This is a genomic window from Pseudomonas sp. WP18, from assembly GCF_036689585.1.
Lineage (GTDB): Bacteria > Pseudomonadota > Gammaproteobacteria > Pseudomonadales > Pseudomonadaceae > Aquipseudomonas > Aquipseudomonas chlororaphis_E.
Genome location: NZ_CP144758.1, coordinates 2233822 through 2257997 on the forward strand (window position 1 = coordinate 2233822; position 24176 = coordinate 2257997).

General features: G+C 62.6%; 21 protein-coding genes. 6 read left to right on the forward strand and 15 right to left on the reverse strand.

Annotation, left to right across the window (positions count from 1 at the left end; genetic code table 11):
• The first annotated feature begins 106 nt into the window (after nucleotides 1–106).
• The 6 genes from V5F23_RS10035 (at nucleotide 107) to V5F23_RS10060 (ending at nucleotide 5974) form a co-directional block, all read left to right on the forward strand.
• The gene (locus tag V5F23_RS10035; RefSeq protein ID WP_338498302.1) at nucleotides 107–1054 is read left to right on the forward strand and encodes a LysR substrate-binding domain-containing protein; all 948 of its coding nucleotides are present in this window, start codon (nucleotides 107–109) and stop codon (nucleotides 1052–1054) included.
• Nucleotides 1051–1464: a DoxX family protein gene (locus V5F23_RS10040; RefSeq protein ID WP_042729763.1), complete on the forward strand. Its 414-nt coding sequence runs from the start codon at nucleotides 1051–1053 to the stop codon at nucleotides 1462–1464. The genes V5F23_RS10035 and V5F23_RS10040 overlap by 4 nt, the downstream gene beginning before the upstream one ends.
• Nucleotides 1457–2074, forward strand: a complete 618-nt coding sequence (locus V5F23_RS10045; RefSeq protein WP_042729762.1) for an antibiotic biosynthesis monooxygenase — start codon at nucleotides 1457–1459, stop codon at nucleotides 2072–2074. The genes V5F23_RS10040 and V5F23_RS10045 overlap by 8 nt, the downstream gene beginning before the upstream one ends.
• 151 nt (nucleotides 2075–2225) lie before the next feature.
• Complete coding sequence (locus tag V5F23_RS10050) at nucleotides 2226–4064, forward strand: amidohydrolase (RefSeq protein ID WP_053150969.1); 1839 nt, start codon at nucleotides 2226–2228, stop codon at nucleotides 4062–4064.
• 141 nt (nucleotides 4065–4205) lie between these two features.
• Entirely contained in the window at nucleotides 4206–4835 is a 630-nt protein-coding gene (ycaC, locus tag V5F23_RS10055; RefSeq protein WP_047737223.1) for an isochorismate family cysteine hydrolase YcaC, read from the forward strand.
• A gap of 257 nt (nucleotides 4836–5092) precedes the next feature.
• Entirely contained in the window at nucleotides 5093–5974 is an 882-nt protein-coding gene (locus tag V5F23_RS10060; protein ID WP_042732424.1) for a LysR family transcriptional regulator, read from the forward strand.
• Nucleotides 5975–6056: 82 nt separating this feature from the next.
• On the opposite strand, the gene V5F23_RS10065 is transcribed toward V5F23_RS10060, so the two are convergent.
• The 15 genes from V5F23_RS10065 to aceA form a co-directional block, all read right to left on the reverse strand.
• On the reverse strand, nucleotides 6057–6533 hold the full coding sequence (locus tag V5F23_RS10065) for a hemerythrin domain-containing protein (protein ID WP_042732423.1): 477 nt from the start codon (nucleotides 6531–6533) through the stop codon (nucleotides 6057–6059).
• Between the two features lie 339 nt (nucleotides 6534–6872).
• Complete coding sequence (nuoN, locus tag V5F23_RS10070) at nucleotides 6873–8336, reverse strand: NADH-quinone oxidoreductase subunit NuoN (protein ID WP_042732422.1); 1464 nt, start codon at nucleotides 8334–8336, stop codon at nucleotides 6873–6875.
• A 7-nt stretch (nucleotides 8337–8343) separates the two neighbouring features.
• Nucleotides 8344–9876, reverse strand: a complete 1533-nt coding sequence (nuoM, locus tag V5F23_RS10075; protein WP_042732421.1) for an NADH-quinone oxidoreductase subunit M — start codon at nucleotides 9874–9876, stop codon at nucleotides 8344–8346.
• A gap of 39 nt (nucleotides 9877–9915) precedes the next feature.
• A complete protein-coding gene (nuoL, locus tag V5F23_RS10080) occupies nucleotides 9916–11769 on the reverse strand; it encodes an NADH-quinone oxidoreductase subunit L (RefSeq protein ID WP_047737220.1) in 1854 nt (617 codons plus the stop codon).
• Nucleotides 11766–12074, reverse strand: a complete 309-nt coding sequence (nuoK, locus tag V5F23_RS10085) for an NADH-quinone oxidoreductase subunit NuoK (protein ID WP_003180046.1) — start codon at nucleotides 12072–12074, stop codon at nucleotides 11766–11768. Before nuoK ends, nuoL begins: the two co-directional genes overlap by 4 nt.
• A 4-nt stretch (nucleotides 12075–12078) precedes the next feature.
• Nucleotides 12079–12579, reverse strand: coding sequence for an NADH-quinone oxidoreductase subunit J (nuoJ, locus tag V5F23_RS10090; RefSeq protein ID WP_042729789.1), 501 nt, complete (start codon nucleotides 12577–12579; stop codon nucleotides 12079–12081).
• 9 nt (nucleotides 12580–12588) lie between these two features.
• Nucleotides 12589–13137, reverse strand: coding sequence for an NADH-quinone oxidoreductase subunit NuoI (gene nuoI, locus V5F23_RS10095; protein ID WP_003180051.1), 549 nt, complete (start codon nucleotides 13135–13137; stop codon nucleotides 12589–12591).
• 11 nt (nucleotides 13138–13148) lie between these two features.
• Nucleotides 13149–14156: an NADH-quinone oxidoreductase subunit NuoH gene (gene nuoH, locus V5F23_RS10100; RefSeq protein WP_042729788.1), complete on the reverse strand. Its 1008-nt coding sequence runs from the start codon at nucleotides 14154–14156 to the stop codon at nucleotides 13149–13151.
• Nucleotides 14153–16867, reverse strand: a complete 2715-nt coding sequence (nuoG, locus tag V5F23_RS10105; RefSeq protein ID WP_042729787.1) for an NADH-quinone oxidoreductase subunit NuoG — start codon at nucleotides 16865–16867, stop codon at nucleotides 14153–14155. The genes nuoH and nuoG overlap by 4 nt, the downstream gene beginning before the upstream one ends.
• A 142-nt stretch (nucleotides 16868–17009) precedes the next feature.
• Complete coding sequence (gene nuoF, locus V5F23_RS10110; protein WP_042729786.1) at nucleotides 17010–18368, reverse strand: NADH-quinone oxidoreductase subunit NuoF; 1359 nt, start codon at nucleotides 18366–18368, stop codon at nucleotides 17010–17012.
• Nucleotides 18365–18862: an NADH-quinone oxidoreductase subunit NuoE gene (gene nuoE, locus V5F23_RS10115; RefSeq protein WP_042729785.1), complete on the reverse strand. Its 498-nt coding sequence runs from the start codon at nucleotides 18860–18862 to the stop codon at nucleotides 18365–18367. Before nuoE ends, nuoF begins: the two co-directional genes overlap by 4 nt.
• A gap of 2 nt (nucleotides 18863–18864) precedes the next feature.
• Nucleotides 18865–20649 (reverse strand): NADH-quinone oxidoreductase subunit C/D, encoded by a 1785-nt coding sequence (gene nuoC, locus V5F23_RS10120; protein ID WP_042729784.1) that lies wholly within the window; start codon nucleotides 20647–20649, stop codon nucleotides 18865–18867.
• A 74-nt stretch (nucleotides 20650–20723) separates the two neighbouring features.
• Nucleotides 20724–21398, reverse strand: coding sequence for an NADH-quinone oxidoreductase subunit B (locus V5F23_RS10125; RefSeq protein ID WP_030141322.1), 675 nt, complete (start codon nucleotides 21396–21398; stop codon nucleotides 20724–20726).
• 10 nt (nucleotides 21399–21408) lie between these two features.
• On the reverse strand, nucleotides 21409–21822 hold the full coding sequence (locus V5F23_RS10130; protein WP_030141323.1) for an NADH-quinone oxidoreductase subunit A: 414 nt from the start codon (nucleotides 21820–21822) through the stop codon (nucleotides 21409–21411).
• 624 nt (nucleotides 21823–22446) lie between these two features.
• Entirely contained in the window at nucleotides 22447–23772 is a 1326-nt protein-coding gene (gene aceA, locus V5F23_RS10135; RefSeq protein WP_041021072.1) for an isocitrate lyase, read from the reverse strand.
• Nucleotides 23773–24176: the final 404 nt, after the last annotated feature.

A 24176-nucleotide genomic window follows, 5' to 3' on the forward strand; every position in this document is an offset into this window, starting at 1 on the left:
AGGGTCAGTCGACGAGGATGTTGAAGGTCGGCACGCCTTCGCGAGCAAGCTCGCTCCCACAGGGACTTCACCCATCCCTGGCCATTCAACAGGATCAAATAACCCGATGAACCGCAACGATTTACGCCGTCTCGACATGAACCTGCTGGTGATCTTCGAGGCGCTGATGTTCGAAAAGAACCTGACCCGCGTCGCCGAGAAGCTGTTCATGGGCCAGCCGGCGGTGAGCGCGGCGTTGGGGCGGCTGCGGGATCTGTTCGACGACCCGTTGCTGATCCGCCACGGTCGTGGCATGGAGCCGACGCCTCGGGCCCTGGCCATTCTGCGGGAACTGCAACCGGCCATGGACACGATTTCCGGCGCGGTCAGCCGGGCCAAGGCGTTCGACCCGTCCACCAGTTGCGATGTGTTTCGCATCGGCCTGTCGGACGATGCCGAGTTCGGCCTGTTTCCACCCTTGCTCAGCCAACTGCGTGAAGAAGCGCCGGGCATCATCGTGGTGGTGCGTCGGGCCAACTATCTGCTGATGTCGTCGTTGCTGGGCAGTGGCGAAATCAGCGTGGGCGTCAGCTATACCACCGATTTGCCGGCCAATGCCAAGCGCAAGAAGCTGCGGGACATCCCCTGCAAGGTCTTGCGCGGCGACAATCGCCCAGGGCCACTGATCCTGGATGAGTACTGCGCAAGGCCCCACGCCATGGTGTCGTTTTCGGGCGACCTGAGCGGCAACATCGACCTGGACCTGGCCCGCATCGGCCGGACCCGCAAGGTGGTGCTCGGGGTGCCACAGTTCAGTGGCTTGCGCGCCTTGCTGGCAGGCACCGAGCTGATCGCCACCGTGCCCGACTATGCCGCCTGTGCCCTGGTCGAAGGCTGCGCGCTGCGGGCCGAGGACCCACCGTTCGAGATCAACGCGGCGGAACTGTCGATGGTCTGGAGCGGCGTGCATGACAACGACCCCGCCGAGCGCTGGCTGCGCTCGCGCATTGCCACCCACATGTCCCAACCGTTGCCGGCCGCGGCTTACGCAGATTCGGACGGAGCCCACCGATGAACATCACCGATGAACGCCCGATGCAGGATCTGGGCTTGCTGTTCCTGCGCCTCAGTGGCGCGCTGTTTTTGCTGTGGGTCCATGGCTTGCCGAAGCTGTTGCACTACAGCGCCGAACTGACCCGCATCGAAGACCCGTTTCACCTTGGCGCGGCGCCCACGCTGATCCTGGCGATCTTCGCCGAAGTGGTGTGCCCGCTGCTGATCATGGCCGGCGTGCTGGTGCGCCTGGCCTGCCTGCCAATCCTGTTTTTGCTGGCCGTGGCGCTGCTGGTGGTGCACCCGCAGTGGAGCCTGGAAGAAGGGCAGTTCGGTTGGTTGCTGCTGATTGTATTTACCAGCGTCTTCATCGCCGGCCCTGGCCGCCTGGCGATGAACACGCGCTTTGTTGGAGTGCTTCGTCATGTCTGAATTGCAAACCGTTGAGCCCAAGGCCAAGCCTGGCGTCGACGAAATCGTCACCCTGGTGGTCAAGCACCGGATCAAGGCCGGCCAGGACGCGGCCTACGAGGCCTGGCTGCGGCGCATCGTGCGCGTCGCCGGTGGCTGGCCAGGGCACTTGGGGGTGGACGTGGTGCGAGGCAAGCAGGACGGCCTGTCGCTGTTCACCTGCGTGCTGCGCTTCTGTTCCACCGAGGCCTTGCAGCGCTGGCTGGATTCGCCCGAGCGCAGCGAGTTGGTGCAAGAGGCGGCGCCGTTGCTGGCCGATGGCGACCAGACCGAAGTCGCGTCCCACAAGGAGTTCTGGTTCACCCCGCTGGCGGACGCCGCCACACCGCCGCCGCGCTGGAAGCAGGCCGTGGTGACCTTGCTGGTGATCCTGCCGCACACCTTGCTGGTGCCGCTGATCTGGGGGCCCGTGCTGCAACTCCACGCGATTCTTTCCAACTACGTGGTCGCGACGTTCCTGATCACCCTGACCATCGTGCTTTCGGTCTGCTACGTATGCATGCCGCTGGCGACCCGTCTGTTCGCACCGTGGATGGAGGCTTCGAAGGCGCATGAGCATTTGGAGCCTTAGCTTGTTGAGTGTTGCGCCGAGCACTGTTGTGGCGAGGGGATTTATCCCCGCTCGGTCGCGTAGCGGCCGCTCTTTCAGGACTGCTTCGCAGTCCAGCGGGGATAAATCCCCTCGCCACAATTTCTATTTTTGATCGTTGAAGGAAAACCCTATGAACGCCGATCTGATTCTGTTCAATGGCCAGTTCCACACCGTCGACCGGGAAAACCCCCGGGCCAGCGCCGTGGCGATCAGCCAGGGCAAATTCGTTGCCGTGGGCACCGACGCCGAAGCCATGGCCCTGCGCGGCAGCGGCACCCAGGTCATCGACCTCAAGGGCCGCACCGTCATCCCCGGGCTCAATGACTCGCACCTGCACCTGATCCGGGGTGGCTTGAACTACAACCTGGAACTGCGCTGGGAAGGCGTGCCGTCCCTGGCCGATGCTCTGCGCATGCTCAAGGACCAGGCCGACCGCACGCCGACGCCTCAATGGGTGCGTGTGGTGGGCGGCTGGAACGAATTCCAGTTCGCCGAAAAACGCATGCCGACCCTGGAAGAACTCAACCAGGCGGCCCCGGACACCCCGGTGTTCGTCCTGCACCTGTATGACCGCGCCTTGCTCAACCGCGCCGCGCTGCGCGTGGCCGGCTACACCCGCGACACGCCGAACCCGCCCGGCGGCGAGATCGTGCGTGACAGCAACGGCGAGCCGACCGGCATGCTGGTGGCGCGACCTAACGCGATGATCCTCTACTCGACCCTGGCCAAGGGACCGAAGTTGCCGCTGGAGTACCAGGTCAACTCCACCCGCCAGTTCATGCGTGAACTCAATCGCCTCGGGCTGACCAGCGCCATCGATGCCGGCGGTGGTTTCCAGAACTACCCGGACGATTACGCCGTGATCGAGCAGTTGGCCCGGGAACAGCAGTTGACGGTGCGCATCGCCTACAACCTGTTCACCCAGAAACCCAAGGAAGAGCTCAGCGACTTCAAGAACTGGACCGGCAGCGTCAAGCTGCACCAGGGCGACGACTTCCTGCGGCATAACGGCGCCGGCGAAATGCTGGTGTTCTCGGCGGCCGACTTCGAGGACTTCCTCGAACCGCGTCCGGACCTGCCGGCGAGCATGGAGCAAGACCTGGAACCGGTGGTGCGGCACCTGGTGGAACAGCGCTGGCCGTTCCGCCTGCACGCCACCTACAACGAGTCCATCAGCCGCATGCTCGATGTGTTCGAGAAGGTCAACCGCGACATCCCGTTCAACGGCCTGCCGTGGTTCTTCGACCACGCCGAAACCATTACCCCGCAGAACATCGAGCGGGTCCGCGCGCTGGGCGGCGGCATCGCCATCCAGGACCGCATGGCCTTCCAAGGTGAGTACTTCGTGGACCGCTACGGCGCCAAGGCCGCCGAAGCCACGCCGCCGATCAAGCGCATGCTGGCCGAAGGCGTGCCGGTCGGCGCCGGCACCGACGCCACCCGGGTGTCGAGCTACAACCCGTGGACCTCGCTGTACTGGATGGTCAGCGGCCGCACCGTCGGCGGCCTGGCATTGCACGAAGAAGGTCTGCCGCGCCTGACCGCCCTGGAACTGTTCACCCACGGCAGCGCCTGGTTCTCCTCGGAGCAGGGCAAGAAGGGCCAGATCAAGGTCGGCCAACTGGCGGACGTGGCAGCCCTGAGCGCGGACTTCTTCAGCGTCGAGGAAGAAGCCATCAAGTGGATCGAGTCCGTGCTGACGGTGGTGGGCGGCAAGGTGGTCTACGCCGCCGGCGATTTCGAGAAGCTCGGCCCGGCCAGCGTTCCAGTGCTGCCGGACTGGTCGCCAGTGGTCAAGGTCCCTGGTCACTGGCGCCCGAGCTCGCCGTTGCAGGCGCAAGTCCACCAGTGCAGCGGGCCGTGCACGGTGCACGCCCACAGCCATGAACGGGCACGCCTGTCGAACGTTCCGGTCAGCGATTTCCAAGGCTTCTGGGGCGCGTTCGGCTGTTCCTGCTTCGCGTTCTGACGAACACCAACATCCCCCTGTGGGAGCGGGCTTGCTCGCGAAAGCGGTGTGTCAGCTTGCGACGTCGTCGGATGTGCCGACGCATTCGCGAGCAAGCCCGCTCCCACAGGACTTGTAACATCCATCCAAAGGAGTCATCCCATGAGCAATGTTCCCAGCTACAACCGCCTGAACAAAGACGACGCTGTGGTCCTGCTGGTCGATCACCAGACTGGCCTGATCTCTCTGGTCCAGGACTTTTCGCCCAACGAGTTCAAGAACAACGTGCTGGCCCTGGCTGACCTGGCGAAGTTCTTCGAACTGCCGACCATCCTGACCACCAGTTTCGAAAAAGGTCCGAACGGCCCGATCGTGCCGGAACTCAAGGAAATGTTCCCGGACGCACCGTACATCCCGCGTCCAGGCCAGATCAACGCCTGGGACAACGAAGACTTCGTCAAGGCGATCAAGGCCACCGGCCGCAAGCAACTGATCATCGCCGGTGTGGTGACCGACGTCTGCGTAGCGTTCCCGACCCTGTCGGCACTGGCTGAAGGTTTTGACGTGTTCGTCGTCACCGACGCTTCGGGCACCTTTAACGAAACCGTGCAACAAGCCGCCTGGGTCCGCATGACCGCCGCTGGCGCGCAAATGATGAACTGGTTCTCGGTGGCCTGCGAGCTGCACCGTGACTGGCGCAACGACATCGAAGGCCTGGGCAACCTGTTGTCCCAGCGCATTCCGAACTACCGCAACCTGATGAACAGCTACTCGGCGCTGACCGCCAAGTAAGCTGAGCTCACAGGCTAAACGGATGCCCGCCATCGTGCGGGCATCTTTTTGCCTGGCGAAAACCTGTGGCGAGGGGATTTATCCCCGTTGGGCTGCGTAGCAGCCCCAAAGTTGATCACCTGGTGTGTCAGACTGTTTACCGGAGTCAGTAATCAGGTCTGCTGCGCAGCCCAGCGGGGATAAATCCCCTCGCCACAGGGTTGAGTTCACCCTGAACACCTTTATAAAGTTCTTGATTATTCACCCACGGATCCCCAATGAACCCCTTCGAAGACATGCGCATTTTCGTCCAGGTCATGGAGTCGGGCAGCTTTACCGCGGCGGCGGACAAGCTCGGGCTGTCCAAGCAGTTCGTCAGCCGCAAGCTGATGGAGCTGGAGCAGCGTCTGGGCGTGCGCCTGCTCAATCGTTCGACGCGGCGCCTGGACATTACCCCCTTGGGCCAGCGTTATTACGAATCAGCATTGCGCCTGCTCAGTGAAATCGAAGAGGTGGAGCAGGGCATCAGCGGCCAGACCGACGCGCCACGCGGCACCATTCGCCTCAGCGCGCCGCTGTCGTTCGCCGTGGCGCACCTGGGGAGCCTGCTGCCGGTGTTCCTGCAACGCTACCCCGACGTCAGCGTCGAAGTGGATTTGAGCGACCGCTCGGTGGATCTGCTGGGGGAGGGCTACGATCTGGCGTTGCGCATTGGCGTGCTGGAGGACTCGACGCTGATTGCCCGGCGTATCGCCAGCATCGAGCGGCTGTATTGCGCCAGCCCGGCCTACCTGGCAGAACGCGGTACGCCCGAGCGACCTGAAGACCTGCGCAATCACGATTGCCTGCCTTATGGTCACAGCCGGCAAGTCCAATGGCGCTTCGAAGGACGTGGCAAACCTTTGTCCCTGGATGTCACCGGACGCATGCGGGCCAACAATGGTGACCTGCTTCGGGACGCCGCCATTGCCGGCATGGGCATCACCTACCTGCCCACCTTCATTCTCGGCGATGCACTGAAGGACGGTCGATTGACCCGGGTGCTGGAGGGTTACGAGACCGAGCCACTGACGCTGTCGGCGGTTTACCCGCAACATCGGCAGGGCTCGCGCCCGGTACAGGCGCTGGTGGAGTTTCTGCGCGAACAGATGCAGCCGTGACGCACGGGGCTGGATCGGTTAGTACAGGACCCCATAACGACGTTCAGCCGTCCGGAGACGGCTGAAGCACTCGAGGCAAGGATCAGGCGGCGAGGTTGGCGCTGCCCAGTTCCTTTTTGTACTGCGCTTTCATGGTTTCCATTTCCGCACCCAAGGCATCCAGCTTGGCCTTGCCCAAGACTTTCTTGGCCTGGGGGAACATCTCCTTTTCTTCCTCTTCGATGTGGTGTTCGAGCAGTTCCTTGACCACCTTCACCCGACCGGCGAATTCAGGCTGGGATGGATCGGTGGCTTTCAGGTCCGGCAGCACCAGCGAGTCGACGGTGCGATGCTCTTCCTTGGCCTCGTAATACATTTCCGCTTCGTCCTTGCCACCCGCTTGCTTGAAAGCCGGATACAGGATCTCTTCTTCCAGGCGGGTGTGGATGGTCACTTCCATTTCCAGTTTCGCCAACAGATCGGTGCGTTTCTTGATGGCGCGATCAGTGGATTCGCTCAGTTGGGTCAGAATCGCTTTCACGCGTTCATGGTCGGCTTTCAAAAGGTCGATGGCGTTCATAAGTAGCTCCTGGCAATTCACGGTTGCGGGTAGGCTTCAAGCGCCGACGCCGCGTATGGGGTAAATTGCATCAGCCATGCCAGCCAGCGCTTATAAAAAAGTACAGGTAAAACAAAGAGTTGGATGAGTGGTAAGTTCCGGCTTCGTGCAAGCTGCAAGACCCGGGGTAAAAGCTCGTTGCACTTTGCGCTGACGCGCGGCTAAAAGCTCCTGTTGACACACCTGGCCCGTGGCGAGGGAGCTTGCTCCCTCGCCACGATTTGTCATTCTTCAGAACCAGCCATAAAAAAACCCGTATCTCGCGATACGGGTTTTTTCACAGCGGTGCTGCCGAGGCGATCAGCCCACCAGGCCCGCTTGCTGGACCAGGGTCAGCAACGGTTGTGGGTACACGCCCAGGAAGAACGCCAGTACGGCGATAGCCAGCAGCATCACGCCGCCTGCCTTCTGCTCCCAGTGCAACTCGGCGTCGTGGCGACGCAGGTTCGGTTCCATCAGGTACAGGGTGACCATGACGCGCAGGTAGTAGAACACGCCGATGGCACTGCCCAGCACCAGGGAGCCGACCAGCCACCATTGGTGCGCCTCGACGCCGGTGGCGATGATGTAGAACTTGCCGATGAAGCCGGCGGTCAGCGGAATGCCGGCCAGGGACAGCATCATCACGGTCAGTACGGCGGTCAGGTACGGACGGCGCCAGAACAGGCCACGGTATTCGTACAGGGCGTCGGCGTCGCGGCCGTTGTATGGCGAGGACATCAGGGTGATCACGCCGAACGCGCCGAGGCTGGTGATGACGTAGGTGACCAGGTACACGCCAATGGCTTCCACCGCCAGGCCCTTGCTGGCGATCAACGCGATCAGCAGGTAGCCGAAGTGGGCGATGGACGAGTAACCCAGCAGGCGCTTGAGGTTGCTCTGGGTCAGTGCCAGCAGGTTACCGAACAGGATCGACACGATGGCAATGATCGTCAGCACGTCGTTCAGCACGCCGCTGCTGGCCACCGGGGAGATCTGGAACAGGCGAACCATCACCGCGAACACCGCCACTTTCGACGCGGTGGCCAGGAACGCCGCCACCGGTGCCGGGGCGCCCTCGTAGACGTCCGGGGTCCAGAGGTGGAAGGGCACCAGCGACAGCTTGAACGCCAGGCCGATCAACATCATGCCCAGGCCCAGTTGCGCGATCGGGCTTGGCAGGCCGGTGGCCGCCAGGGCCTGGCCGATACCGACGAAGCTCAGGGTGCCGGCTTCTGCGTAGAGCAGCGCCATGCCGAACAACAGGAACGCGGAGCCGGCCGCCGACAGCACCATGTACTTGATGCCGGCTTCCAGGGAGCGCTTGTTGAAGAAGGCGTAGGCCACCAGACCGTAGACCGGTACCGACAGCAGTTCCAGGCCGATGAACAGGCTGGCCAGGTGCTGCGCGCTGACCAGGACCAGGCCACCGGCGGCGGCCATCAGGATCAGCAGGTACAGTTCTTCGCGGTTGCCCGGGTAACCCGAACCGCCATCGCCGAGGTAGGCGTGGGCGAGGGTGACGCAGGCGAGGGTGGCGACCAGGATCAACGCCATGTACAGGCAGGCGAAGCTGTCGATCTGGATCAGCGGCGTGACCACCAGGGGCGCGACTTTCAGGGCCGGCAGGATCGACAGCAGGGCCAGGTTCAGCCCCGCCACCGACAGCAGGAAGGTCTGTGAGTGATTGCGCCGCCAGGCGATCGCCAGCATCACCACGATGATCGTGGCGCTGGTGATCAACAGCGGCGCAAGCGCGATAAAGTGTTGAATCGTGAATTCCATAGCGCTCTTACCGGGCCGAAGCGAGTTGAGAGAAGGCGGTGCCGAGCCACTGCTGCACGCCATGCATCGTGGCGGCAGAGGTGTCGAGGAACGGTTGCGGGGAAACGCCGAGGTATACCAGCAGCACCGCAAGGCCAAGCACCATGATCAGTTCGCGAGCGTCCATGCCGCGCAGCACTTCATCCGACTTGGCCGGACCGAAGTAGGCGCGGTGGATCATGATCAGCGAGTAGACCGAACCGAACACCAGGCCGGACGTGGCGATGGCCGTGATCCATGGCGCACTGACGAACGAGCCGATCAGGATCAGGAACTCGCCGACGAAGTTGCCGGTCCCCGGCAGGCCCAGGGAGGCGGCCGCGAAGAACAGACTGATGGCCGGCAGGTAGGCGATGCGCGACCAGACGCCGCCCATCTCGCGCATGTCGCGGGTGTGCAGGCGCTCGTACAACTGGCCGCTGAGGATAAACAGCGCCGCCGCCGACAGGCCGTGGGCGAGCATCTGGATCACCGCGCCTTGCAGGGCCAGCTGGCTGCCGGAGTAGATACCGATCAGCACGAAGCCCATGTGCGAGACGCTGGAGAAGGCGATCAGGCGCTTGATGTCGGTCTGGGCGAACGCCAGGAACGCACCGTAGAAAATCCCGATCAGGCCCAGGGTCATGGCGATGGGCGCGAACTCGGCCGAGGCGTTGGGGAACATCGGCAGGGCAAAGCGCAGCAGGCCGTAGGCCGCGGTCTTGAGCAAGATACCGGCCAGGTCCACGGAACCGGCGGTCGGCGCCTGGGCGTGGGCGTCGGGCAGCCAGGAGTGGAATGGCACCACCGGCAGCTTCACCGCGAACGCGATGAAGAAGCCCAGCATCAGCACGTACTCGGTGGTGCGCGACATCTGCACTTTCAACAGGTCGGCGTAGTTGAAGGTGATCACGCCGGTGTTGTTGAAGTTGACCAGCACCAGGCCAAGGATCGCCACCAACATGATCAGGCCGGACGCCTGGGTGAAGATGAAGAACTTGGTCGCCGCGTAGATCCGGGTCTTCTTGCCGTCCGAGGAACTGTGACCCCAGAGCGCGATGAGGAAGTACATCGGCACCAGCATCATTTCCCAGAAGAAGAAGAACATGAACAGGTCCAGCGCCAGGAACACGCCGACGACACCGCCCAGGATCCACATCAGGTTCAGGTGGAAGAAGCCGACGTGACGCTGGATCTCTTTCCAGGAGCAGAGCACCGAGAGGATACCCAGCAGGCCGGTCAGCAGGATCATCAGCAGCGACAGGCCGTCGAGGGCCAGGTGCACGCTGATGCCGAAGCGCGCGATCCACAGGTGCTTGAATTCAAGCGCCCAGGTCGGCTCGGCGCCAGGCGCCGGGGCAAATGTGAAGTCGCCGGTCGCCCACAGCCAGAGGCCGAGCGCGAGTTCCAGGGACATGGTCAGCAGCGCAATCCAGCGCGGGAGCGTGGAGCTGGAGCGCTCCGCGATCCAGCACAACAGGCCGCCGATGAAGGGGATCAGGATTAGCCAGGGCAGAATCATGACGGGCTCGTTTCCTTTCGCAAGTTCGCAAGGTTCATATCAGACCGCTACCAGCACGATGGCGCCGATAACCAGCACGGCGCCAGCCGCCATGGAAGCCGCATACCAACGCAGTTGACCGGTCTCGGTACGGCTCAGGGCGGTGTGGCCGCCCTTGGCCATGCGCGGGATCAGGCCAATGGTCTGGTCGAGCGGGTCTTTGCGCAGAATGTGGCTGATCGCAAGGTATGGCTTGACGAACAGTTTGTCGTAGATCCAGTCGAAGCCCCAGGCGGCGAACCACCAGGCCGAAAGGACACGGCCCAGGCCGCTGTTGGCGATGGCGGTGACGAAACGACGCTTGCCCAGGAACAGCAGGGCGGCCAGCAGGATCCCGGCCAGGGCGATGGCGCCCGAGGCGATTTCCAGGCTGTGCTTGGCTTCGCCGCCGGCATGGCCGACGCTTTGCGGCAGTACGCCGTGCAGTGGCGGGGCGATCATGGCGCCGACGAAGGTCGACAGCACGATCAGCACCGACAATGGCAGCCAGTGGGCAATGCCGTGGCCGGCGTGGGCTTCGGTCTTGGCTTCACCGTGGAACGCGATGAAGATCAGGCGGAAGGTGTACAGCGAGGTCATGAACGCACCCACCAGGCCGGCATAGAGCAGGCCCTGGTTACCGCTGGCGAACGCTTCCCAGAGGATCTCGTCCTTGGAATAGAAACCGGCGGTGACCAGTGGCAGGGCCGCCAGGGCCGCGCCGCCAACGATGAAGCTGGCGTAGGCCAACGGCAGTTTCTTCCACAGGCCACCCATCTTGAAGATGTTCTGCTCGTGGTGGCAGGCAACGATTACCGCACCGGAAGCAAGGAACAGCAGGGCCTTGAAGAAGGCGTGAGTCATCAGGTGGAAGATCGCGCCTTCCCAGGCACCGACGCCCAGGGCCAGGAACATGTAGCCGATCTGGCTCATGGTCGAGTAGGCGAGGATACGCTTGATGTCGGTCTGCACCAGCGCGGCGAAGCCGGCCAGTACCAGGGTCACGCCGCCGACGATGCCCACCAGGTGCAGGATGTCCGGCGCCAGGGCGAACAGGCCATGAGTACGGGCGATCAGGTAGACGCCCGCGGTCACCATGGTTGCGGCGTGGATCAGTGCCGAGACCGGGGTAGGGCCGGCCATTGCATCCGCCAACCAGGTTTGCAGCGGCAATTGCGCCGATTTACCGACAGCGCCGCCCAGCAGCATCAGGGTCGCCAGGACGATCCAGAAATCGCCGACCTTGAAGTGCTCGGGGGCCTTGACCAGCAGTTCCTGGATATTCAGCGTACCCAGCTGCTGGAACAGGATGAACAGGCCGATGGCCATGAACACGTCGCCGATGCGGGTGACGATGAACGCCTTGAGTGCCGCGTTACCGTTGTTGCGATTGGTGTAGTAGAAACCGATCAGCAGGTACGAGCACAGGCCCACGCCTTCCCAGCCGAAGTACAGGAACAACAGGTTATCGCCGAGCACCAGGAACAGCATGCTGGCGATGAACAGGTTGGTGTAGGCGAAGAAACGCGAGTAGCCGTCTTCACCGCGCATGTACCAGGACGCGAACAGGTGGATCAGGAAACCCACGCCAACCACGACGCCGAGCATGGTGATCGACAGGCCGTCGATGTACAGGGCGAAGTTCGGCGTGAAGCCTTCCACCGCCATCCAGCGCCACAGCACCAGGGTGTAGTGCCCGCCTTCAGGTGGTGCGACGTTGAATTGCCAGATCACGTAGGCAGCGACAATCGCCGACAGGCCGATGGAACCGACACCGATCAGTGCCGAGAGGTTTTCCGAGAGGCGTCCCCGGGAGAACGACAGCAGCAGGAAACCGATCAGGGGAAATACGAAAGTCAGAAAGATCATGTTCATCCGCGCATCTCACTGGCAGCGTCGATATCGAGCGTGTGGAAGCGGCGATACAGTTGCAACAGGATCGCCAGGCCGATACTGGCCTCGGCGGCTGCCAGGCTGATCACCAGGATGAACATGATCTGTCCATCCGGTTGCGCCCAGCGAGCGCCTGCCACGATGAAGGCCAGGGCAGAGGCGTTCATCATGACCTCCAGGCTCATCAGCACGAACAGGATGTTGCGACGGACCATCAGGCCGACCAGGCCGAGACAGAACAGGATGCCGGCGACTGCCAGGCCATGCTCGAGAGGGATAGCAGGCATGTGATTACTCCTTCGCCTCGTTACGGCCCAAATGGAACGCCGTGACGGCTGCGGCAAGCAGCAGCATCGAGGCGAGTTCGACCACCAGCAGGTATGGGCCGAACAGGCTGATGCCCACGGCCTTTGGACCTACGGTGGTGTGGCCGATGGCCTGGCCGCTCTGGTGGGCGAACAGCACGTACAGCAGTTCCCCCAGCAGCAGGACGGCGAGAATCACCGGCCCTGCCCAGATGCCGGGCTTGAGCCAGGAGCGCTCCTGCTGCACCGAGGCGGGGCCCAGGTTGAGCATCATCACCACGAACACGAACAGCACCATGATGGCGCCGGCGTAGGCGATCACTTCCAGCGCACCGGCAAACGGCGCGCCGAGGGCGAAGAAGGTCATGGCCACGGCGATCAGCGAAATGATCAGGTAGAGCAGGGCATGGATGGGGTTGGTGTTGGTGACCACACGAAGCGTGGACACCACCGCGATACCCGATGCGAAATAGAAAGCGAATTCCATCTTTCTTCCTTAAGGCAGCAAGCTCTTCACGTTGATCGGTTCGGCTTCGTTCTGCGCGGCGCCTTTGGGCTTACCGGCAATGGCCATACCTGCAACACGATAGAAGTTGTAATCAGGGTTTTTACCGGGACCGGAAATCAGCAAGTCTTCTTTCTCGTACACCAGGTCCTGACGTTTGAACTCGGCCATTTCGAAATCCGGGGTGAGCTGGATCGCGGTGGTCGGGCACGCTTCCTCGCAGAGGCCGCAGAAAATGCAGCGCGAGAAGTTGATGCGGAAGAAGTCCGGGTACCAGCGACCGTCTTCGGTTTCAGCTTTCTGCAACGAGATGCAACCGACCGGGCAGGCCACGGCGCACAGGTTGCACGCCACGCAACGCTCTTCGCCGTCGGGATCACGGGTCAGGACGATGCGGCCGCGATAACGCGGAGCCAGGTAGACCGGCTCTTCGGGGTATTGCAGGGTGTCGCGCTTGCGAAAGCCATGGCCGAAGATCATGACCAGGCTTCGCAGTTGGGTACCGGTACCCTTAACGATGTCGCCAATATATTTGAACATGGGTCAAATCCTCACTGAACCGCGGCCGCAGGCGCGTTCATTAAAACGATCGCAGCGGTCACCAGCATGTTGATCAGGGTCAGCGGCAGGCAGAATTTCCAGCTGAAGTCCATCACCTGGTCGTAGCGTGGGCGCGGGATCGAGGCGCGCAGCAGGACGAACAGCATGATGAAGAACGCGGTCTTCAAGGCGAACCAGACGAAGGACAATTGCGGCAGGATGCCGAACGGACCGTGCCAGCCACCGAAGAACAGCGTGACCAGCAGCGCCGAGATCAGGATGATGCCGATGTACTCGCCGACGAAGAACATGCCCCATTTCATGCCGGCATATTCAATGTGGTAACCGTCGGCCAGTTCCTGTTCCGCTTCCGGCTGGTCGAAGGGGTGACGGTGAGTCACGGCCACGCCGGCGATGAAGAAGGTACAGAAGCCGAAGAACTGCGGAATGATGAACCACAGGTTCTGCGCCTGGTACTCGACGATGTCACGCATGTTGAACGAGCCGGCCTGGATCACGATGCCCATGAGCGCCAGGCCCATGAACACTTCGTAGGACACGGTCTGGGCCGAGGCCCGCAGGCTGCCCAGCAGGGCGAACTTGTTGTTGCTCGACCAGCCGGCGAACAGCACCGCGTACACCGACAGGCCGGCCATGGCGAAGAAGAACAGCAGGCCGATGTTCAGGTCCGCCACGCCCCAGGTCGGGGTGATCGGGATGATCGCAAAGGCGATCAGCAAGGCGCTCATGGCCACGACCGGTGCCAGGGTGAAGATCACCTTGTCGGCAAACGGTGGGGTCCAGTCTTCCTTGAAGAACATTTTCACCATGTCGGCGGCGATCTGGAACATGCCGAACGGGCCGACGCGGTTCGGACCGTAGCGGTCCTGCCACCAGCCCAGCAGGCGACGTTCGACGAAGCTCAACAGTGCACCTGCGACCACCACGGCCAGCAGGATCACGATGGCCTTGAGGACCGTCAGGATCACGTCGATCACTTCAGGGGTGAACCAGCTCATTGCGCTGCCTCCTGCAGACCGTCGACGGTTTTGCCGAATATCGCCGGTGGGATGCCGGCCAGGCCGGCGGGCAGCGCCACCAGGCCGGCGCCCAGCGCTTCATTGATACGCAGCGGCAGACGCAGGGTCTGGCCCGCCACGTTCAGGCTCAGCAGAGCCCCGTCGTTGACGCCCAGGCGATCGGCTTCGGACTTGGCCAGCGCCACGTAGGCGGCCGGGATGCGCTCCTGCACCGGTGCGGCCTTGGAAGAGTTCTCTTCGCTGCCGAACAGGTGATGGAACGGCACGACCTGCCAGGTCCCTGGTGCCGGGTTGAAGGCGCGCGGCACGCTGGCGAACCAGCTGAGGCCATCGCCCTGGCTTTCGATCAGGCGCTTGCCCGGGTCACCGGCACGCAGGTGACCGCCGACCTCGTCCTGGAACTTGTTCCAGGCTTGCGGCGAGTTCCAGCCCGGCGACCAGGCGAACGGCACTTGCGAGCGCGGTTCGGCGGAGCCCGAGTAACCTTCCATGGAGAAGGCGAATGGGGTGTCCTGGTCTTGCGGGGTGCGCGGTTCGTGCACGCTGATGTTGGCGCGCATGGCCGTGCGGCCGGAGTAACGCAGCGGCTCGCGGGCCAGCTTCATGCCCTTGATGCGGAACGCGGCGGACGGCGCGGCGTCGACGATGGCAGCCAGTTGCGGGCTGCTCGACGCGCAGGCGGCGGTGACGTGGTCCAGTTGGGTCCAGTCGATCGGCTGGTTCAGCAGGGTGGCGCGCAGGGCATGCAGCCAGCGCCAGCCTTCGTGGACCAGGATGCTGGCGTCCAGGTATTGCGGGTCGAAGACCTGGAAGAAGCGCTGGGCGCGACCTTCCTGGCTGACCAGGGTGCCGTCGCCTTCGGCAAAGCTCGCCGCCGGCAACACCAGGTGGGCGCGGTCGGTGGTGGCGGTCTTCTGGTGGTCGGCGACGATCACGGTTTTCGCGGCGTTCAGGGCGGCGTCCACACGGGCCTTGTCGGTCCGGGTGTAGAGGTCGTTTTCCAGCACCACGATGGCGTCGGCGCTGCCGTCGATCACCGCTTGCAGGGCTGCATCCACCGACTCGCCACCGAGCATGGCCAGGCCAAGGCTGTTGGCTTCCGGCACGACCAGGCTGATGGAGCCGTTCTTCTCGCGCAGCTTCAAGGCCTTGGCGATGTTGGCGGCGGCTTCGATCAACGCCTTGGAACCCAGGGACGTGCCGGCAATGATCAACGGACGCTTGGCGGCCAGCAGGGCGTCGGCGATGCGCTGCACCAGTCCGGCGGCTTCGCTGTCGAGGCCTTCGACGGCCGGTGCACTGGCGTCCAGGGCGTGAGCGACGGCAAAGCCGATGCGGGCCAGGTCGTCAGGCGCGGCATGCACGCATTCTTCGGCGACGTCGTCGAGCTTGGTTTCGGCGAGGCTGGCGATGAACAGCGGGTTCAGCGCGTGCTGACCGATGTTCTTCACGGCGGCGTCGAGCCAAGGCTGCACACGCATGGCGTCGGCCATGTCCTCGGCCTTGCCCTTGACCGACTGGCGCAGGGCCAGAGCCATGCGCGCGGCGGTCTGGGTCAGGTCTTCGCCAAGGACGAACACGGCGTCGTGGTCTTCGATGTCGCGCATCGTCGGCACGGGCAGCGGGCTGTCCTTGAGCACTTGCAGCACCATGCGGATGCGCTCCAGCTCGGTGGCTTCGATACCGCTGTAGAAATGTTCGGCACCGACCAGTTCACGCAACGCGTAGTTGCTTTCCAGGCTCGCCCGTGGCGAACCGATGCCGACGATGTTGCGGCCGCGCAGCAGGTCGGCGGCCTTGTCCAGTGCTTCGTCCAGGCTCAGCTTGGTGCCGCCCGCCAGCAGCGGTTGGCGCGGACGGTCGGTGCGGTTGACGTAGCCGTAGCCGAAACGGCCGCGGTCACAGAGGAAGTACTGGTTCACCGAACCGTTGTAGCGGTTCTCGATGCGACGCAGTTCGCCGTAGCGCTCGCCCGGGGAGATGTTGCAACCGCTGGAGCAGCCGTGGCAGATGCTCGGCGAGAACTGCATGTCCCACTTGCGGTTGTAGCGCTCGGAGTGGGTCTTGTCGGTGAACACGCCGGTCGGGCAGACCTCGGTGAGGTTGCCGGAGAACTCGCTTTCCAGGGTGCCGTCTTCAACGCGTCCGAAGTACACGTTGTCGTGGGCGCCGAACACGCCCAGGTCGGTACCGCCGGCGTAGTCCTTGTAGAAACGCACGCAGCGGTAGCAGGCGATGCAGCGGTTCATCTCGTGGGAAATGAACGGGCCCAGTTGCTGGTTCTGGTGGGTGCGTTTCTTGAAGCGATAACGGCGCTCGTTGTGGCCGGTCATCACCGTCATGTCTTGCAGGTGGCAGTGACCGCCTTCCTCACAGACCGGGCAGTCGTGCGGGTGGTTGGTCATCAGCCATTCGACGACGCTGGCGCGAAACGCCTTGGATTCTTCATCGTCGATGGAGATCCAGGTGTTGTCGGTGGCGGGGGTCATGCAGGACATGACGATCCGACCACGGGTGTCGTTCTCGTCGGTGTATTGCTTGACTGCGCACTGGCGACAGGCGCCGACGCTGCCAAGGGCGGGGTGCCAGCAGAAATAAGGAATGTCGAGGCCCAGCGACAGACATGCCTGTAACAGGTTGTCTGCCCCGTCGACTTCGAGCGCTTTGCCGTCTACGTGGATAGTGGCCATGGTTCAAAGTTCTTCGTTGGCCCGGTGTCAGCGGGCGTGGCTAATGGAATCTTGTCGTTCGTCCGAATCCAAACAGCCTCGGTGAAAAGGCGTCATCGGACGAAAGGCGAAGGGCACGGACCCTTCGCCTGGTAAAGCGTCGTTACGCGCCGACCATGGTCGGCGTGACCACCTGATTGAGGTCACCGGCGCGGGTTGGCGCGATGCCGGCCTCGAATTCAGGGCGGAAGTATTTGATTGCGCTGCCCAACGGCTCCACGGCACCCGGTGCGTGAGCACAGAAGGTCTTGCCTGGGCCGAGGAAACCCACCAGGCCCAGCAGGGTCTCGATGTCGCCAGGCTGGCCTTGGCCGTTCTCGATGGCCATCAGCAGCTTGACGCTCCACGGCAGGCCGTCACGGCAAGGGGTGCAGAAGCCGCAGGATTCACGGGCAAAGAACTGCTCCATGTTGCGCAGCAGCGACACCATGTTGACGCTGTTGTCCACCGCCATGGCCAGGCCGGTACCCATCCGGGTGCCCACCTTGGCGATGCCGCCGGCGTACATTTGTGCGTCCAGGTGTTCCGGCAACAGGAAGCCGGTACCGGCGCCGCCTGGCTGCCAGCACTTGAGCGTGTAGCCGTCGCGCATGCCGCCGGCGTAGTCCTCGAACAGCTCGCGCGCGGTGACGCCGAATGGCAGTTCCCACAGGCCCGGGTTCTTGACTCGGCCGGAGAAGCCCATGAGCTTGGTGCCCATGTCTTCGCTGCCGTCGCGGGCCAGGGATTTGTACCAGTCCACGCCGTCGGCAATGATTGCCGGCACGTTGCACAGCGTCTCGACGTTGTTCACGCAGGTCGGCTTGCCCCACACGCCCACGGCGGCAGGGAAGGGCGGCTTGGAGCGTGGGTTGGCGCGGCGGCCTTCCAGGGAGTTGATCAGCGCGGTTTCTTCACCGCAGATGTAGCGCCCGGCACCGGTGTGGACGAACAGCTCGAAATCGAAGCCGCTGCCCAGGATGTTCTTGCCCAGCAGGCCCGCGGCCTTGGCTTCTTCCACGGCACGGTTGAGGTGCCTGGCGGCGGTGGTGTATTCGCCACGCAGGAAGATGTAGCCGCGGTAGGTCTTCAGCGCGCGAGCACTGATCAGCATGCCTTCGATCAGCAGATGGGGCAGTTGCTCCATCAGCATGCGGTCTTTCCAGGTGTTGGGTTCCATCTCGTCCGCGTTGCACAGCAGGTAGCGGATATTGATGGATTCGTCCTTGGGCATCAGGCCCCACTTCACGCCCGTGGGGAAGCCCGCACCACCGCGGCCCTTGAGGCCGGAGTCCTTCACGGTCTGGACAATGTCGTCCGCGGCCATGTCGGCGAACGCCTTGCGCGCGGCGGCATAGCCGTTCTTGGCCTGGTACTCGTCCAGCCACACGGCTTCGCCGTCGTCGCGCAGGCGCCAGGTCAGGGGATGGGTTTCGGCCGAACGCTGGATGCGGTTGGCGGGCCCGAAGGAAGTCAGGGTCATACGTAGCCCTCCAGCAGTTTGGCGACGCCTTCAGGCTTGACGTCACCGAAGGTGTCGTCGTCGATCATCAGCGCCGGTGCCTTGTCGCAGTTGCCCAGGCAGCACACCGGCAACAGCGTGAAGCGGCCGTCGGCGGTGGTCTGGCCCAGGCCGATGCCCAGCTTGCCCTGGATCTCGCTGACCACGGACTCGTGGCCGCCGATGTAGCAGACCATGCTGTCGCAGACGCGAATGATGTGGCGGCCCACCGGCTGGCGGAAGATCTGGCTGTAGAAGGTGGCGACGCCCTCGACATCGCTGGCCGGGATGCCGAGGATCTCGCCGATGGCGTAGAGCGCGCCGTCAGGCACCCAGCCACGTTCCTTCTGAACGATCTTCAAGGCTTCGATCGACGCCGCGCGCGGGTCTTCGTAGTGATGCAGCTCGTGCTCGATGGCCGAGCGCTCGGTTTCGCTGAGGGCGAAACGGTCTGTCTGGATAAGCGTGCTGTTCATGCTTAGCGGTCCACGTCGGCCATAACGAAGTCGATACTACCCAGGTACGCGATCAAGTCCGCGACCATGCTGCCTTTGATCACCGAAGGGATCTGCTGCAGGTGCGGGTAGCTTGGGGTGCGAATCCGGGTACGGTAGCTCATGGTGCCGCCGTCGCTCGTCAGGTAATAACTGTTGATGCCCTTGGTCGCTTCGATCATCTGGAAGGACTCGTTGGCCGGCATGACCGGGCCCCACGAAACCTGCAGGAAGTGCGTGATCAAGGTCTCGATATGCTGCAGCGTGCGCTCCTTGGGCGGCGGCGTGGTCAGCGGGTGATCCGCCTTGTACGGGCCTTCCGGCATGTTGCGCAGGCACTGGTCGATGATCTTGACGCTCTGGCGCATTTCCTCGACGCGAACCATGCAGCGGTCGTAGGCGTCACCGTTGGCGGCCAGCGGGACTTCGAATTCGAAGTTCTCGTAGCCGGAGTAAGGGCGTGCCTTGCGCAGGTCGAAGTCGCAACCGGTGGAACGCAGGCCGGCACCGGTGACGCCCCATTCCAGGGCTTCCTTGGTGTTGTACGCGGCAACCCCGATGGTCCGGCCCTTGAGGATGCTGTTCTGCAGGGCAGCCTTGGTGTATTCGTCCAGGCGCTTGGGCATCCATTCGACGAAGTCCTTGACCAGCTTCTCCCAGCCGCGCGGCAGGTCGTGGGCGACGCCACCGATGCGGTACCAGGCCGGGTGCAGGCGGAAACCGGTGATGGCTTCGATCACCGTGTAGGCCTTCTGGCGGTCGGTGAAGGTGAAGAACACCGGGGTCATGGCGCCGACGTCCTGGATGTAGGTGCCCAGGAACAGCAGGTGGCTGGTGATACGGAAGAACTCGGCCATCATGATGCGGATGACGTCGACCTTCTCCGGTACCTTGATCCCGGCCAGCTTCTCGACCGAGAGCACGTACGGCAGGTTGTTCATCACCCCGCCGAGATAATCGATGCGGTCGGTGTACGGGATGTAGCTGTGCCAGGACTGGCGCTCGGCCATTTTCTCGGCGCCACGGTGGTGGTAGCCGATGTCCGGGACGCAGTCGACGATTTCTTCGCCGTCCAGTTGCAGGATGATGCGGAACGCACCGTGGGCCGAAGGGTGGTTCGGACCCAGGTTGAGGAACATGTAGTCCTCGTTGGCGCCCGAACGCTTCATGCCCCAGTCTTCAGGCTTGAAGCGCGCGGCTTCTTCCTCGAGCTGTTGTTTGGCCAGCGACAGGCTGAAGGGGTCGAACTCGGTGGCCCGGGCCGGGAAGTCCTTGCGCAGCGGGTGACCTTCCCAGGTCGGCGGCATCATGATGCGCGACAGGTGCGGGTGGCCGGGGAAGTCGATCCCGTACATGTCCCACACTTCACGCTCGTACCAGTTGGCGTTCGGCCAGATACCGGTCACGGTCGGCACGCTGAGGTCGCTCTCGGACAAGGCGACCTTGATCATTACGTCACTATTACGCTCGATCGACAGCAGGTGGTAGAACACGGTGAAGTCGACGCCGTCGGGCAGGCCCTGGCGCTTGGTGCGCAGACGCTCGTCCACGCCGTGCAGGTCATAGAGCATGACGTACGGCTTGGGCAGGTTGCGCAGGAAGGTCAGGACTTCGATGAGTCGGGCGCGGGCAACCCACAGCACCGGCATGCCGGTGCGGGTCGACTGGACGGTGAACGCGTCGGCGCCAAAACGGTTGTTCAGTTCGACGACCACATCCTGGTCGTCTGCCTTGTAAGGCGGGATGTACAGAGCACTGCCTGTAGTCATGGTTATTTATCGCTTTCGGTCAACGTAAAGAATGAAGCCAGGTTCTCGTTTCTACTGTGAGGAACAGAGCTGGATCAGACTTCGTCGGGGCTGCGCAGGTTGGTGACTGCGATACGCTGTTCGCGACGCTGTTCCTTTTGCGACGGCATCTCGGCGCGATAAACGCCTTGATCACCAACGACCCAGGACAGTGGGCGACGCTCCTGGCCAATCGACTCCTGCAACAGCATCAAGCCTTGCAGGAAAGCTTCAGGGCGAGGTGGGCAGCCAGGCACGTAGACGTCCACGGGCAGGAACTTGTCCACCCCTTGAACGACGGAATAGATGTCGTACATGCCACCGGAGTTGGCGCACGAACCCATGGAGATCACCCACTTGGGTTCGAGCATCTGCTCATAGAGACGCTGGATGATCGGCGCCATCTTGATGAAGCAGGTTCCGGCGATAACCATGAAGTCCGCCTGGCGCGGCGAGGCCCGGATCACTTCGGCGCCGAAGCGCGCGATGTCGTGGGGCGCCGTGAAGGCGGTGGTCATTTCCACGTAGCAGCACGAAAGGCCGAAGTTGTACGGCCACAGGGAGTTCTTGCGACCCCAGTTGACCGTGCTGTTCAGCACGTCTTCGAGCTTGCCCATGAAGATGTTCTTGTGGACTTGATCTTCTAACGGATCGGCGACGGTTTCCCGCTTGCCAATCGGATACTGCTCGTTAGGAGCATCGGGGTCGATCCTGGTGAGATTGTATTGCATTGCCAAAGCCTCATTGTTTCAGCTTCGCTTGCCGCTTGCGCCGAGCTTCCGGAGCCCAATCAAGTGCCCCCACCCGGTAAAGGTAGACAAGACCTGCCAACAGAATTGCTATGAAAACGAGTGCTTCGACGAATCCGGTCCAGCCGCTTTCGCGGACGGACACAGACCATGCAAAGAGAAAGAGGGCTTCGATATCGAAGATCACGAAGAGCATCGCGACCAGATAGAATTTGGCTGAGAGCCGCAAGCGGGCGCCACCGGTAGGTAGCATGCCGGACTCGAACGGTTCGTTTTTGCTGCGGCCCCAGGCTTTTGACCCGAGCAGGCTCGACACGCCGAGCATGAAGGCACACAGGCCGACGACGCCCAGAAGGAAAATGGCAAAGCCCCAGTTGTGGGCCATGAGTCCTGTCGCTTCGGGCATGCTGGAAATCCTTAACAGAGGGCAAGGGCCTCTGAGCTTGAAAAGAAATAACGCAGTGACGATATGTCGCAGCAATCAATCGCGGTGATTTTATGGCTAAACACCGGGCAAGTAAAATTCCTATAGCGAAATTATTTATTGGAATAAGGACATAGCGCACCTCCAAGGCCCCGCGGCCCCGGTGGGATGGGCATTGGCCGTTGATTCTTCAATAATATTTCGCGTTGGTTGTAACAAAGAGATGTTCGCCTAAATGATAATTGTTATTGTTTGTGCGGGCGTTTCATCAAGTAAGCCCGCGCAGTAGCTGAGTACTTTTCTTACAGGGTAGTGACTGCAATTGTCAGCGCCGGCCGTTTTACTCTTTTTCAGACTGCCCGATACTGCGTTCGATCAATTTTTCTGAAGGTTCTTTCGTTTCTGATGGGAGCGGGCTTGCTCGCGAAAGCGGTGTGTCAGTTGTGCATTCATTGCCTGGCGCGTCGCCTTCACGAGCAAGCCCGCTCCCACAAGGGCGCTTCGCCCCTTGAAGCGTAGGCGAAAAAAAGCCCCGAACCGGTCGGGGCGTCAGATATAGGCCTTGCGGTTAGTTTTTACTCGGTCCGCAAGGGCCGTTCAGGCGGATCAGTGGAACTGTTCTTCTTCGGTCGAACCGGTCAGCGCGGTCACCGACGAGGTGCCGCCCTGGATCACGGTGGTCATGTCGTCGAAGTAGCCAGTGCCCACTTCCTGCTGGTGGGCCACGAAGGTGTAGCCTTTGGCAGCGTCAGCGAATTCCTGCTCTTGCAGCTTCACGTAGGCGGTCATGTCGTTGCGGGCGTAGTCGTGCGCCAGGTTGAACATGCTGTGCCACATGTTGTGAATGCCGGCCAGGGTGATGAACTGGTGCTTGTAGCCCATGGCGGACAGTTCGCGCTGGAACTTGGCGATGGTCGCGTCGTCCAGGTTTTTCTTCCAGTTGAAGGAAGGCGAGCAGTTGTACGACAGGATCTGGTCCGGGTATTCCTTCTTGATCGCTTCGGCGAAACGACGGGCTTCGTCCAGGTCCGGCTTGGCGGTTTCGCACCAGATCAGGTCGGCGTACGGCGCGTAGGCCAGGCCGCGGGCGATGGCCTGGTCGAGGCCGGCGCGGACCTTGTAGAAGCCTTCCTGAGTGCGGGTGCCGGTCACGAACGGCTGGTCGTACGGGTCGCAGTCGGAGGTCAGCAGGTCAGCAGCGTTGGCGTCGGTACGGGCCAGGATGATGGTCGGTACACCGGCAACGTCGGCGGCCAGGCGGGCAGCGGTCAGCTTCTGCACGGCTTCCTGGGTCGGAACCAGTACCTTGCCGCCCATGTGGCCGCATTTCTTCACCGAGGCCAACTGATCTTCGAAGTGCACGCCGGCGGCGCCTGCCTCGATCATGCTCTTCATCAGTTCGTAGGCGTTCAGGACGCCGCCGAAACCGGCTTCGGCGTCAGCCACGATCGGTGCGAAGTAGTCGATGTAGCCTTCATCGCCCGGGTTCTTGCCAGCTTTCCACTGGATCTGGTCGGCGCGACGGAACGAGTTGTTGATGCGCTTGACCACGGTTGGCACCGAGTCCACCGGGTACAGCGACTGATCAGGGTACATCGACTCGGCGGAGTTGTTGTCCGCGGCCACTTGCCAGCCCGACAGGTAGATCGCCTGGATGCCGGCCTTGACTTGCTGAACGGCCTGGCCGCCGGTCAGGGCGCCCATGCAGTTGACGAAATCTTTCTCGGGACGGAAGGATGGCTTGGCGCCCTGGGTGACCAGGTTCCACAGCTTCTCGGCGCCCATCTTTGCAAAGGTGTGCTCAGGTTGAACCGAGCCACGCAGGCGGACGACGTCAGCAGCGGAATAATTGCGCTTCACGCCTTTCCAGCGCGGGTTTTCAGCCCAGTCTTTTTCAAGGGCTGCAATTTGCTGTTCGCGTGTCAGTGCCATGGAGATAAACCTCGTCGCGTCGTGTAGAAAAAATCGGTCTGGGTCAAATGTCCTGCGTGCCTACGGCGCCAGTCATTGGCGAAGGAGGCTGCTCGCTGGCCAGGGGGCCGGGCGGACAAGTCGGTTCAGGCGGGGCGGCGACGGGATGAACGATGGGCTCGAGGGGAAAGTGAGCAGGTAGGGGCGAACTGCGGGCGCATGCGGGCGTCGTGGGCCTTTATACGAACTCAGAGTGATGCCGGGTTACCTAGTTACGCTTCCGTCCCTCGGGACAACTTCGTTCCAGTCGCAACCTCGTCAAACACACCTTGTGGGCGGTACAGACACGAATCGGCTCGCAGGGTGGTTGCAAGCGTCGACCCGAAGGCCCTTGCCAGGGCCCCTGATTAGCGGGAGCGAGGCCA